At 41.8% G+C, this 12443-nt stretch carries 13 protein-coding genes; 5 read left to right on the top strand and 8 right to left on the bottom strand.

The genetic code is table 11. The features are described from left to right. Window positions 1-152: 152 nt before the first annotated feature. A complete protein-coding gene (locus M0Q51_13050) occupies window positions 153-905 on the bottom strand; it encodes a shikimate dehydrogenase (protein ID MCK9400902.1) in 753 nt (250 codons plus the stop codon). Between the two features lie 14 nt (window positions 906-919). Beyond that, complete coding sequence (locus M0Q51_13045) at window positions 920-2326, bottom strand: tetratricopeptide repeat protein (protein MCK9400901.1); 1407 nt, start codon at window positions 2324-2326, stop codon at window positions 920-922. A gap of 144 nt (window positions 2327-2470) precedes the next feature. On the opposite strand from M0Q51_13045, the gene glmM reads away from it, so the two are divergent. Continuing rightward, window positions 2471-3847: a phosphoglucosamine mutase gene (gene glmM, locus M0Q51_13040; GenBank protein ID MCK9400900.1), complete on the top strand. Its 1377-nt coding sequence runs from the start codon at window positions 2471-2473 to the stop codon at window positions 3845-3847. Window positions 3848-3918: 71 nt separating this feature from the next. Then, entirely contained in the window at window positions 3919-4161 is a 243-nt protein-coding gene (locus M0Q51_13035) for a hypothetical protein (GenBank protein MCK9400899.1), read from the top strand. 21 nt (window positions 4162-4182) lie between these two features. Here M0Q51_13035 and recR read toward each other — a convergent pair whose 3' ends face one another. Then, complete coding sequence (gene recR, locus M0Q51_13030; GenBank protein MCK9400898.1) at window positions 4183-4794, bottom strand: recombination mediator RecR; 612 nt, start codon at window positions 4792-4794, stop codon at window positions 4183-4185. Window positions 4795-4864: 70 nt separating this feature from the next. Between recR and M0Q51_13025 the strand changes: the two genes are divergently transcribed. Further along, window positions 4865-5584: a hypothetical protein gene (locus M0Q51_13025; protein MCK9400897.1), complete on the top strand. Its 720-nt coding sequence runs from the start codon at window positions 4865-4867 to the stop codon at window positions 5582-5584. A gap of 16 nt (window positions 5585-5600) precedes the next feature. Here the strand turns inward: M0Q51_13025 and M0Q51_13020 are convergent, their stop codons facing one another. From M0Q51_13020 to dapF, 5 genes are read right to left on the bottom strand one after another with little or no spacing between them, the layout of a single operon-like run. Then, the gene (locus M0Q51_13020; protein MCK9400896.1) at window positions 5601-6251 is read right to left on the bottom strand and encodes an HAD hydrolase-like protein; all 651 of its coding nucleotides are present in this window, start codon (window positions 6249-6251) and stop codon (window positions 5601-5603) included. Window positions 6252-6295: 44 nt separating this feature from the next. Beyond that, entirely contained in the window at window positions 6296-7240 is a 945-nt protein-coding gene (locus tag M0Q51_13015) for a YfiM family protein (GenBank protein MCK9400895.1), read from the bottom strand. 13 nt (window positions 7241-7253) lie between these two features. After that, entirely contained in the window at window positions 7254-8330 is a 1077-nt protein-coding gene (mltG, locus tag M0Q51_13010) for an endolytic transglycosylase MltG (protein MCK9400894.1), read from the bottom strand. Window positions 8331-8334: 4 nt separating this feature from the next. Further along, window positions 8335-8871 carry a GNAT family N-acetyltransferase gene (locus M0Q51_13005; GenBank protein ID MCK9400893.1) on the bottom strand — a complete coding sequence of 179 codons (537 nt, stop codon included), beginning with the start codon at window positions 8869-8871 and terminating at the stop codon, window positions 8335-8337. Window positions 8872-8912: 41 nt separating this feature from the next. Further along, window positions 8913-9704, bottom strand: coding sequence for a diaminopimelate epimerase (gene dapF / locus M0Q51_13000; GenBank protein ID MCK9400892.1), 792 nt, complete (start codon window positions 9702-9704; stop codon window positions 8913-8915). Window positions 9705-9877: 173 nt separating this feature from the next. Between dapF and M0Q51_12995 the strand changes: the two genes are divergently transcribed. After that, window positions 9878-11338, top strand: coding sequence for a trypsin-like peptidase domain-containing protein (locus tag M0Q51_12995; GenBank protein ID MCK9400891.1), 1461 nt, complete (start codon window positions 9878-9880; stop codon window positions 11336-11338). A 130-nt stretch (window positions 11339-11468) separates the two neighbouring features. Then, on the top strand, window positions 11469-12335 hold the full coding sequence (locus M0Q51_12990; GenBank protein ID MCK9400890.1) for an RNA polymerase sigma factor RpoD/SigA: 867 nt from the start codon (window positions 11469-11471) through the stop codon (window positions 12333-12335). The last annotated feature ends 108 nt before the right edge of the window (window positions 12336-12443 follow it).

Here is a 12443-nt window from a genome sequence, read left to right as displayed (position 1 = left end):
CTCAACAAGGTTTACAGTCCTTATATCTGAGGATGAAGGTGTAAAAGTTAATAGAAACCGCCTTGGTACGATTAAGTATGCCGGGTGGTGTGGGGGGACAGCGGCGTGAGCCGCTTCCTACCCGATTAAACGAATAATCCATATTTGGAATTTTATAGAAAGTGTTCGTTCCAGATCCTCCAGCTTAGTTCCGCCTGTAATTGTAGCATTTCCAGCCCGTTCTTTATTTGCGCGCCTGCTTCGCGGCCTTTCTTCAGAAACAACGTCTCTTCAGGGTTATAGATTAAATCATAGAGCAGGTGTTGGCTTGTTAGGTAATGATAGGGCATGGGAAGACATTGGTCCTCATTTGGATACATCCCGACAGGCGTCGTATTGATAATAACCTGATGGTCGGCAATGATCCGGCTGCTGATGTCGGAATAAGTCGAAGACCCTGCTTTTGCTTTCCGTGCAACGAGGGTATATTCTATATGTAATTCCTTCAAAGCAAAGCAAACAGCCCTGGAAGAGCCTCCTGTACCTAAAACCAAAGCTTTCCTGTGGGTTTCAAGTAAAAGTGGCTTTAATGATTCCTGGAATGCAACCATATCGGTATTGAAACCTTTAAGATGCACCGAACTCCCCCTTCTTGATATTTGCATGCAGTTCACAGCCTGGATAGCTTCTGCTGCCGGGTCCAATTCATCAAGATATTGTAATATTTCCAGTTTATAAGGAATGGTGATATTTAACCCTGATAACTCACTATCAACGAGAACCAGCTTGCGTAAACCATTCAAATCTCCAAGCGGGAAATTCTCATAAACGCAATTGTTTATTTTTTCTCTTATGAATTTTTGATGAAAGTACTCCTTCGACCAGGAATGATCAAGGAATTTACCGATAAGACCAAATTTACGCATCAACGAAATGACATCTACTTTTTCTTAAAGTAAGACTGTATGAGTTCCTGGATTTCAGCATTTTGTTCAAGCTGGGGAAAAAACTCGAATAACTCTTTATGCTTGTTAAAATCAAGTTCAAGACCTTCGGATAAGATGGCAAGGCCTTGTTTCTGCTTTCCTTCTTTCATAAGCAGCCCGGCTAGCCGGTAAAGAAGTGAGGCATTTTTAGGCTGCTGGTAAACCCCTTCCTCTAACACTTCAAATGCTGTCTTCATTTCCCCTGATTCAACATATATATCGGACAGGTCAAGCCAGATATCCGGGTGTAAGGGATCCAGGGCGCTGACTTTCTCAAATGCCTTTGTGGCCGTTTCCTTATCTTCTAATTTATACTTGAGGTCACCGTAAATGTACCAGTATTCAGCATTGTCATCTTCAAAGTCCAACGCCCTTTCCATGTTTTTAACTGCGGTTTTTTGTTCCCCAAGTTCATCATGACAAACACCCAGTCCCATCCAGGCATCTGCCATTTCAGGATCAATCTTAAGGGCCAGGTTGTATTGTTCAACCGCCTCGTGGAATCGGTTCAGTTTTTCGTAACACTCACCAATATAGTAATAAGTAATTGCCTGGGGCTCCTCATAATTAAGGGTTTCTTTGTAATTTTTGATGGACAGCCGGTATTCACCGAGGTTGGCATATGCATTGGCCAGGTTAAAGTAAGCAGAGGAAAATGTATCATCAATCGCAATAGCAAACTCATAGGCCTGGATGGCCTTTTCAAACAATTCCAGGTTATTGTAAGCAATTCCTATATTGAACCAGGCGATCTTGTTATATGGATGATTGTCCAGAAAATTCGTGAAAAATTCGACGGATTGCTCCAGGTTATTGGTTATTTCATAACAAAAAGAAAGCTCAAAAATGGCTGACTCATTTTCAGGATCTAAATCCAGGATTTTACTCAGGAATTCAATAGCCTTCGCATAATCGCCGGAATTCTCGTATTCGTAGGCGATATTAGTGTAAACCTCCTCGATATCACTGGCATACAAGATGGCTTTATTGTATTCCCTTATTGCGTCTTCAAACTTTTTAAGCTTGCTGTAGATGGAGCCTTTAAGAAGATAAACATCCCCGTTAGTCGGATCGATCTTTTCGATTTCTTCCAGCAAGGATAAAGCTTTGGGTGGCTTATTGGCCAGTACAAAATACCTGGCTTTTTTGATCAGGATAACAGTGGCACCCGGATGCTGAGCTTCAGCCAGGTCAATAGCTTTCCTGGATTTGGTGATATTTTGATTATCAAGATAATAGTCGATAATATCTTCAAAATCTTCTACATCGAAAAAATAGCTGCCGTTGGCCCGCAACATTTCTTCAAAGCGGTCGACCAGCAATTTCAGATCAGTTTCGTTATGTTCAAATGATGGCTCCATTATTGGAATGCATCCTATCTTAGTGCGGCAAAATTAGTAAAAAAGATAAGCACACCCAGGTTCAGTATCTTTTTCGAATACCTAAAAATAGCCTTGAACGGCTAACTGTCGTGAGGTTTATCTATTTTTACAAAAATTTTAATCATGACTTTAATCAAATCAATATCAGGGATAAGAGGTATTATTGGGGATGGGCTGTCGCCTGCGGAGATAGTTAAGTTCACTGCTGCTTATGCCTCCTATATTAAAATTATTTCCGGAAAGAAACATTTGAAGATTGTGGTTGGAAGGGATGCCAGGGTCTCGGGCAAAATGGTTTCTGCTATGGTTTGCAGCACTTTGATGAGTTGCAGTGCAGATGTGACCGACGTGGGCCTGGCTACAACACCTACAGTTGAATTGGCCGTAGCAAATCTTGGCGCCGACGGAGGAATTATCATCACGGCCAGCCATAACCCGGCCCAATGGAATGCCCTCAAATTGCTCAATTCTAAAGGAGAGTTCCTCTCTGCAGCAGACGGGCAAAGGATCCTTGAAATTGCCGGGAAGAATGAATTTAATTTTGCGGATTACTTAAACCTGGGAACATACCAGGAGAATAATGACCAATTGGGCCAACATATAAAAAAGATTTTAGGTTTGCCTTTGGTTAATATTCCGGCCATTCGTAATGCCAATTTCAGGGTGTGCTTCGATGCAGTGAACTCTGTCGGTGGTATTGCGCTGCCTGCTTTATTGGAAGCATTGGGCGTAGAGGTTATATTTCCCGTGAATGCCACACCTGATGGGCTCTTCGCCCATAACCCCGAGCCTTTACCGGAGCATTTAGGCGAAATTTCCCGGGTTGTCAAAGAGAATAAGGCCGATGTCGGTTTTGTGGTTGACCCGGATGTCGACCGGCTGGCGATCATCATGGAAAACGGGGGCTTTTTCGGGGAAGAATATACACTGGTTGCCGTGGCGGATTATATACTTGGTCATACACCCGGAAATACGGTTTCCAACCTTTCCTCGACCCGCGCCTTAAAAGATGTCACTGAAAAGCATGGGGGAAAATATTTCGCTTCGGCGGTAGGGGAAGTTAATGTTGTTGAAATGATGAAGAAACAAAAGGCTGTTATTGGCGGCGAAGGCAATGGTGGTGTGATATATCCGGAACTTCATTATGGAAGAGATGCGCTGGTGGGTATAGCCCTTTTCCTTTCTAATCTGGCCCTTTCGGAAAACACCTGTTCTGAATTGCGCGGTCAATATCCTGATTACTTCATCTCAAAAAATAAAGTGACATTAAAACCAGGTGCTAGCCTGGAGGAAATTTTTACCAGGATTCATGAGACTTATAAACAGTTTCCTGTAAATAATATAGATGGATTAAAGATAGATTTCGAAAATGGGTGGGTCCATCTACGCCAATCAAACACGGAGCCCATCATGCGTATCTATGCTGAAGGGACAACCCCCTCGCAGGCTGAAGAATATGCAGGCCGCATTATCAGTGATATATCCTCATGGGTTTGTTGATAAATTCCCCAAACGGGTCGCTGCATAATCTTCATTAAATTTTACTTTCGACATCTGAATTTTATTATATCATGCCTGTGCTCAAATCACGGAAAAAACGCCGGAAGAAGGTCAGATTTAAGGAAGTGAAGCTGAAACTTTCTAAAAACCAGCAGCGCTCGCTCGATAATTATTGCAAAGCAAGGAAAACAACGCCTAATAAACTGATTAAAAAAATGATCAGGCGTTTTTTAACTAATTATTCGAAAGATATTCCTGAAGAATCATTCGTTACTGCCAACCAGCTTGATCTTTTTAACGAAGATCATTTGTGAACCCAAATGCGGCAGCCTTTCTTAAACATTATTGGTAAAAGGGATCCTGTTCACGATGGACCGGCCCAGGGTAATTTCGTCAGCAAATTCAATGTCATCGCCAATGGCGATCCCACGGGCAATAGTTGTCAGAAGCACCGGGTTGCCGGTGAGCCTGCGGGATAAATAAAAATTGGTCGTGTCGCCTTCAATCGTTGTCGGAAGGGCCAGGATGACCTCTTTGATGTTGCCATCCGCTGTTTTAAGGAGAAGCGATTCGATGGTCAGATCTTCCGGGCCAATCCCATCGATTGGGGAAATGATGCCACCCAATACATGGTAAACGCCATTATACTGGCCTGTATTTTCAATCGCCATTACGTCCCTTATGTCCTGGACAACACAGATGAGCGAATGGTCACGTTTGTGATTTCCGCAAATATCGCATATTTCGGTATCGGAAATATTATGGCACAGGGTGCATCTTTTAACTTCATTTCGCATTTTCAGGATGGCCTGGCTGAATGATTCCACATTCTGAGCATCTTGCCTGATCAGGTGCAAGGCTAAACGCAAAGCAGTTTTTTTTCCGATCCCGGGCAACCTTGCCAGTTCATTCACGGCATTCTCCAGTAATTTTGATGAATAATTCAACTTATCCTTAATTTTAAATAAAATCGATATATTTACGTTTTCATGACAAAATTAACCAATTGTTGGATATATGAAATGCTTGATCTTAGCAGGTCTGTTGTCTCTGGTAGTTTTCTGCGTAAATGCCCAGGAAATCACCGATACCCATATCAATAAGGCTGATGCGAGTGGGAGAAGACAAGGCGTTTGGCGGGTTTATAATGATGATGGCAACCTTAAATTTACCGGTGAATATATCAACGGAAAACCTTTAGGTATTTTCACCTATTACTATGCCAAAGGGAAAGTCAAAGCCATTGTAAACCAGCTTGACAGTGGAAAGGTTTCCTATACCAGGAACTATCATTCTAATGGTAATTTAATGGCTGAAGGAAAATATGTCAACCAGAAAAAAGACAGTACCTGGCTTTATTACAGCGAAGAAGAAGGGACTTTATCATCAGAAGAGCATTATATTAATACCCTGAAAGAAGGGGAGTGGAAGACTTATTATCCTGAAGGTCAGGTGGCAGAAGAAATTATTTACCGGAACGATTTAAAAGAAGGTCCGTGGATCCGGAATTTTACAGATGGAACTATAAAAATGAAGGCTACATTCATTAAAGATCAGGTAGAAGGACTTTATGTTATTTACCATCTGAATGGTAATGTCGAAGTCTCTGGTTCTTTTTTGCATTCCAACAAAAACGGCACCTGGGTCTATCTTAATGATATTGGAGAGCTCGAAAAACGGGAAGAATACGAAAACGGAAAATTGTTAAAGCAGGAAATTATCGAAAAGCCCAGATAAGTCTGTTTTGGCAAGCTTATGACTTCACCAGATGCGGGAATTCGCTTTTCAGTGACTCAAAATTTTCCAATACCAGGCAATCTAATTGGTTAAGCCTTTCAAACGACTGGTGGCCATGGGCAATCAATATGCAAGGTATCCCTGATCCCTGGGCCACTTCGTAATCATGCACAGTATCTCCGATCAGGCACAATTCAAAGGGCTTTTTATCAAGGATTTCAATAAGTTCCTTTGCCATTTCAAGTTTTCCTTCCCCCAAGTGATTCCTGATCCCGACTACTTTATCAAAGTAATTCAGGATGCCTTTTGATTTTAAAGTATCCTCCAGGAATTCCTGCTCCATGGCAGAAAGAATCACCTGTTGAATTTGATGGCTGCGGAAATAATCGAGTATATCCGCGGCATCCGTCTGTAGCGGCGCTAAATGCAGTTTATCGCGATATAAATCAATGAACTTGTGTGCCGGGATTTCGAAGGGTTCTTTTTGAAAGTCAAAACCCAGAGAAAGATAATAATCCCTTACAGGAAAAGTGAAAATATCGCGGTAACGTTTCAGGCCGAGAGAAGGCAGATTCCTTTTTTTCAGCATGATATTCATACAATCGATACAAACCTGCATGTCGTTAAGCAAAGTGCCATTAAAATCCCATATTATTGTCTTTGTCAATTTTTGAATTTGTTTGGAATTTGGAGCTTGGAATTTGGAATTTTTTAGTAGTACATCCAGTGCCATCTCACCTTATCTATCCTGTTAAACTCCAAAGCGGGGAAAGGAATCTTTAAATATCCGACCAGGTTTAACAACATGCTTACCGTTTTGTTTTTAGTTTTGATTTTGGTGAGATCGATGTCAAGGGAAAGAAAGTACTGAGAATACCTTTCGAAGTATTTAGGCAGCGGTTCGCCATTAAATTCCGACGGATTTGATTTTGCTCCCAGCATACCTTCTGCGCTGTACCCGAATGAGACATCCAGCCACTTCGGGAATTTACTGGTTTCAGGCAGAAATGAGGCAATATTGGCTGAAAGCCAGTACGTTAGTCCATTATAATCTTTTAGTATTTGCTGAATAAAATTCTCCCCCAGCAGGTCGGGACGATATTCGGCAAAGTCGGTTTGATGAAATGAAAATTTCAAGGTAAAAGGCTGATCATCAAAAAGCAACTGCTGACCGATAAAAAATCCCGTGCCGATGGTATTAGCTGCGAGATCTGGCACTGAAGCGCCCCATTCTTCAGAGAAACCATCGAAAACTTCAACAGAAGTAAGATAAACCAATCCCCACATTCCTCCGTACCAGGTGGCCTTTTTCTTGCCGACCCCGCTCCACCGGAGGCTTTCATAACCAATCCTGCCTATCCAGTAAGATGTCGTGGTATGCCCGATCTTATCCATATAAAGCCATTCATCGGAATCATTGATAAAATGAAAAGAAGATTTAGGGTAATCAGCATACCATAATTGGTATAAGCCAGCCATGCTTCCAACATAAAGAGCGCTTGTCGTCACGGAAACACCAATCAGCCGGCCTTTGTAATTTGGCTGGCGGTCAATAGAGTCATTTATGCCGGATTCCTGGTTAATATTTCCATAAATGGAGTAAATTCCCGTAAAAGAGAAAATTATCAGAACCAGTATTTTTTCAACTAATTTCAAGTTTCAAATCTCATTAAATGATTTTTCTTTCGTTTAAAGCTTTCTGGTAAGCCTTGGCATATCTGTTATGTTCAGCCAGGGTCCTGGAAAAAGCATGATAACCTGACATGTCGGCTCTGGCACAAAAAAACAAGTAATCATGCTTTTGGTAATTCAGCACGGCATCAATGGAAGCAATCGAGGGTATACAAATTGGCCCTGGAGGCAAACCACCGTATATATAAGTATTGTAGGGTGAGTTGATTTTTGTATGAAATGTAAGCACCCGTTTCAATTCGAAGTCACCACATGCAAAGACTACGGTCGGGTCGGCCTGCAATGGCCAGTCTTTCCGGAGCCTGTTCAGATAAACCCCGGCAATGGCTGGCTTTTCATCGTTTTTTTGAGTTTCTTTTTCAATTATTGAGGCCAGGATGATGATTTCCGGGATGCTCAACCTGGTTAAAGCAGCTTTTTGAGTTCTTTCACCATCCCAGAAATCACTGAACTCCTTTTGCATCCTTCGTGTAAAATCATAAGCATCAGTTGTCCACCAGAATTCATAAGTATTGGGGATAAAAATCATCAGAACTTTTTCCGGTGTGGTATTCAAAGATTTTAAAAATTGCCTGTCATTCCAGCATTGAATGAGGGAAATGGAGTCAGCTTCTATGTGCCGGGATATCTTCCCGGCGAGTTCTTCTTTCAACCGGATATTGTTGAACACAACTTTAACCGGGGCCTGGGCACCGGAGCGGAGCATATTGACCAGATCATTGTTGCTCATCGGGCCCTTAATAATATAATGCCCGGGTTTGATCAGACCGGGATAGTTTTTTCTTCCGGCAACCCATTCAAAAGAGTGCCTGTTGATGATCAAACCTTTTTTATAGAGTATTTCTTTAACATCATTGAAATCAGATCCGGTAGGAATTTTGATAGAAACCGGATCATTATTTTCAGTCCGGACATTCGGCTTTAAAATATACCGGAAGAGGGTCACCGCTAACAGGATTGCCCCGATGGTTAAAATCGTCAGAGATAGCAGGATTATCCTGTGGATCAGTTTTTTTTTTGGTTTACCGGATAATATCCTGCTTCGGATTGCCATTGCATTATGGGTTATTTTGCTGATGGATAAGCTGGAACATGCTTTCGTCCTGCCATTTATTGCGGATCCGGTTCCATTCCTTCTTGACACCTATAAATTGGAAACCTTTGCTTTCAAAAAGCCTTACGCTTTCAGTATTATCAGCGGATATATTGGTGAATAACTGGTGAAGCTGCAAGGTTTCGAAAGCGTAATTGATGAGTAGTTCCAGGGATTCTGAGGCATAACCCTTTCCCCTGAAACCTTCAAGGATCAAGATTCCCACACCGGCTCGCTGATGAGCAGGTTCAAATTCAAAAAGATCAATGGAACCGATCGTTTTTATCCCGTTAACAGGATTTTTAAGGTCAATCATCATCCGCATCTGGCGGGTAGAGTATATATCCTGTCCGGCGCTCATAACATATTGGTCCAAAGTGAAGCGCGACAGAGGTGTAATAGTATTGGAAAGATGCCAGATGGACCTGTCATTTTCCCATTTGTATAAAATCTCAACGTCATCAGGCTCCAGCGCCCTTAAACTTACTTTAGAACTGTTCATAATCGCAGCATTTTCATCAACTTCAAATCTGGTAATAAAAGTTAACCAATAAAGATAGTGCCTTCAAATACTTTAACTGCAAGACCTTCCAGGTTTATTTCAGTAAATACCCTGTCTTTTCTCTTGAACGACAGTTTGAGTTTACCTCCTTTGGTCCTGACAGGAATTATTCCCTTATCCATGCCCTTAACAGCGGCATAAGCCAGTGAAGAGGCCGTTACACCGGTTCCGCATGAAAGGGTCTCATTTTCAACTCCCCGTTCATAAGTCCTGACAAAAATTCGTCCCCCTTCATCTTCCACAAAATTAACATTGATTCCTTCAGGCTGAAAGTCAGCCAGATAACGCAGAGCCTTGCCTTCTTTGAGAACATCAATTTTATCAACATTTAAAATAAACCTGACCAGGTGAGGGGAGCCGGTATTGATAATAAAATCTTCTCCCAGGTTCTTGTAACCATTGACATCATTCATGCTCAGCTGAACCATGTATATATCACCATCCTGGCTTATAATTGATCCGGAATGTTCTCCGTCAGCTGCAAGGAACCGGCTTTTTTTCGGGGCGAGTGACAAATAGTCAGCAAATGCGACAACACATCTGCCGCCATTTCCACACATGGTGCTTTCCTGCCCATCGGAATTAAAGTACCTCATGCCAAAATCAAATCCCCGGGCATTATTGAGCATGATCAGGCCATCAGCCCCTATACCGAACCTACGATGGCAAAGCTGTGCAATAATTTCTTTCCCGGGCTCGAAATGATCATCCCTGTTATCTATGAGGATAAAATCATTCCCGGTGCCATGATATTTATAAAACCTGAGTATCAAATTAAAGTAGAAATCTGGTTTTCAAAAATAAGTAAAAAAAAGGATGCTCTCAAAACCTGCAAATCCTTTCTTTTAACATTAATTAACAAGGGAAAGGCACACTATTTGAGCAATATAAAGTGTTTTTTAAATTCAAAAATAAACAATCTGGGTTTTTAACTGTTTTAAAAGTTATGAAAAAGATCATTCAAGTTTTAGCAATTGTGGCACTCTCCGTTCTTATTGTATGGGGAGTCAGGAGTATTTTTATCAGTGGCAGCAATGACCCTGGAAGCAGTAATAAACTGCAGGTACCATCCCAGGCTGAGCTTGTTCCGGCAAATTATTTGCCGGTGGCTCCTTTTTCAGGGCCTGATTTTACGACAGCAGCCGAGAAGACCGTTCACGGCGTCGTTCATATCAGGTCTGAATTTTCAGGAAGGACCGGTGGTTATGATGATTTCTTTGCCCCATTCCGTGATTTCTTTGGAAATCCCTATGGCGGTGACAATACTTACACCGGGTTTGGTTCAGGGGTTATCATTTCCAATGATGGATATATAGTCACCAATAACCATGTGGTTGAAGGTGCCGGTAATGTGAATGTTACCCTGAATGATAACAGGGAATTCGTGGCTACTATCGTTGGTACTGACCCCTCGACAGACCTGGCGCTGTTAAAGATTGATGCCGAAAGCACACCATTTATTTCTTTTGGTAATTCTGATATCGTGAGGCTTGGCGAATGGGTCCTTGCCGTCGGAAACCCTTTCAACCTGACTTCTACTGTAACAGCCGGGATTGTCAGCGCGAAGGCCAGGAATATCAATATCCTCGGGACGCCGGGTGCCATTGAATCTTTCATCCAAACCGATGCTGCAGTTAATATGGGAAACAGCGGGGGAGCCCTGGTCAACATGAACGGGGAACTGATAGGTGTCAATGCTGCGATTGCCAGTAATACAGGCTCTTATGCAGGCTATTCGTTTGCAATTCCTGTTAATATAGTCAAAAAAGTTGTCGATGACCTCCTTAATTTTGGTTTGGTTCAACGGGCATACATGGGAGTAACAATTCGTGAAGTAGATTCCAGACTTGTAAAAGAAAAAGACCTTGATGTGGCCAATGGGGTCTATATCGAATCAATTTCGGAAAATGGCGGTGCTAAAGAATCTGGAATCAGAGAAGGTGACATAATCGTATCAGTTGACAATTTCTCCGTGAAAACAAACGCTGAATTGCTCGAGATCATCGGGCAACATAATCCGGGCGATGTCGTAAATGTGATGGTTCACAGGAATGGACAAAACCAGGGTTATCAGGTTGAATTGAGAAACCAGGAAGGAAGTACAGCCATTGCGAAAAAAGGCGATAACTTCTATATGTCAGATCTGGGAGCCACACTGGAGCAGGTCCCGGATGAGGATGTACGGAACCTGAAGATTTCAGGAGGCCTCAAAGTTGTTAAATTGCAAGACGGAATGCTGAAAAAAGGAGGAGTACAGAATGGATTTATTATATTGCAAATCAATGGGATAAAAATCAATTCCAAAGAAGACGTTGATTATGCGTTAAGTAATATCAGGAGCGGCGTGATCAGGATTGAGGGAGTTTATCCAAATGGCATGAGGATGAATTACGGATTTATATTGTAAGCTATTTAAAAAAATTCTAAATAACATAAAACATTTCATATCTTTGCACGTTTTATTTGCATATCCTGAAAATCTTTCCGTATATTTATCTGTTTTATATATCACTGTTTTTTTATCATTATAAGACACAATGAGACAATTAAAGATATCCAAGTCGATTACCAACCGTGAAACCGCTTCATTGGATAAGTACCTGCAAGACATTGGCAGAGAAGAACTTATCACAGCAGAGGAAGAGGTTGAACTGGCCAGGCGAATCAAATCGGGGGATGATAAAGCACTTGAAAAGCTTGTTAAAGCAAACCTCAGATTTGTGGTATCGGTAGCTAAACAATACCAAAATCAAGGACTTAGTTTGCCTGATCTGATCAATGAGGGAAACCTCGGGCTCATCAAAGCTGCCCAGCGATTTGATGAAACCAGGGGGTTTAAATTTATTTCTTACGCTGTCTGGTGGATAAGGCAGTCAATATTGCAGGCACTTGCTGAACAATCACGGCTGGTCAGACTCCCCTTAAACCAGGTTGGCTCATTGAATAAGATCAAAAAGGCTACATCCAGGCTTGAACAGGAATTTGAACGCCCGCCTTCTGTTGAAGAAATTGCGCGAAAGTTAGATATTCCTGAACATAAGCTGGACAAAGCCCTGCGGATAACCACCCGTTATGTTTCCGTGGATGCTCCTATCGCGGAAGATGAAGATACGAAATTTCTCGATGTTTTTGTTTCTGAAGATACACCCCGCACTGATAATAATTTGATGCGTGAATCACTAAATAAAGAGATTCAACGGTCATTGTCAACACTTACTGAAAAGGAACGCGATGTGATTAACCTGTACTATGGCATCGGCATGAATCACGGATTGACATTGGATGAGATTGGTGCAAAATTTAACCTTACCCGCGAGCGGGTGAGGCAGATCAAGGAAAAAGCCATCCGGCGGCTGAAGCATACTTCAAGGAGTAAATTGCTGAAAGCCTACCTCGGCGAATAAGGCTAATTTATTATATCATAAGTTCAGGTCATAGTTCATTTCCGAACTGTGGCCTTTTGTTTTTTTATTTTTGTTATTATTGCATATTAAACGGAAAATCTTTTTAAT

It is taken from the genome of Bacteroidales bacterium (assembly GCA_023229505.1).
In the GTDB taxonomy this organism is placed as follows: Bacteria; Bacteroidota; Bacteroidia; order Bacteroidales; family JAGOPY01; genus JAGOPY01.
Note: the sequence above shows the minus strand (reverse complement) of the source record. Positions and strands in the feature narration are given on the sequence as shown.

What these genes read in the sequence shown, in the direction of transcription:
- glmM (MCK9400900.1), top strand. Translation starts at nt 2,471, where the DNA reads ATGACTTTAATCAAATCAATATCAGGGATAAGAGGTATTATTGGGGAT.
- M0Q51_13025 (MCK9400897.1), top strand. Translation starts at nt 4,865, where the DNA reads ATGAAATGCTTGATCTTAGCAGGTCTGTTGTCTCTGGTAGTTTTCTGC.
- mltG (MCK9400894.1), bottom strand. Translation starts at nt 8,330, where the DNA reads ATGGCAATCCGAAGCAGGATATTATCCGGTAAACCAAAAAAAAAACTG.
- M0Q51_13045 (MCK9400901.1), bottom strand. Translation starts at nt 2,326, where the DNA reads ATGGAGCCATCATTTGAACATAACGAAACTGATCTGAAATTGCTGGTC.
- M0Q51_13035 (MCK9400899.1), top strand. Translation starts at nt 3,919, where the DNA reads ATGCCTGTGCTCAAATCACGGAAAAAACGCCGGAAGAAGGTCAGATTT.
- M0Q51_13005 (MCK9400893.1), bottom strand. Translation starts at nt 8,871, where the DNA reads ATGAACAGTTCTAAAGTAAGTTTAAGGGCGCTGGAGCCTGATGACGTT.
- M0Q51_13050 (MCK9400902.1), bottom strand. Translation starts at nt 905, where the DNA reads ATGCGTAAATTTGGTCTTATCGGTAAATTCCTTGATCATTCCTGGTCG.
- M0Q51_12990 (MCK9400890.1), top strand. Translation starts at nt 11,469, where the DNA reads ATGAGACAATTAAAGATATCCAAGTCGATTACCAACCGTGAAACCGCT.
- M0Q51_12995 (MCK9400891.1), top strand. Translation starts at nt 9,878, where the DNA reads ATGAAAAAGATCATTCAAGTTTTAGCAATTGTGGCACTCTCCGTTCTT.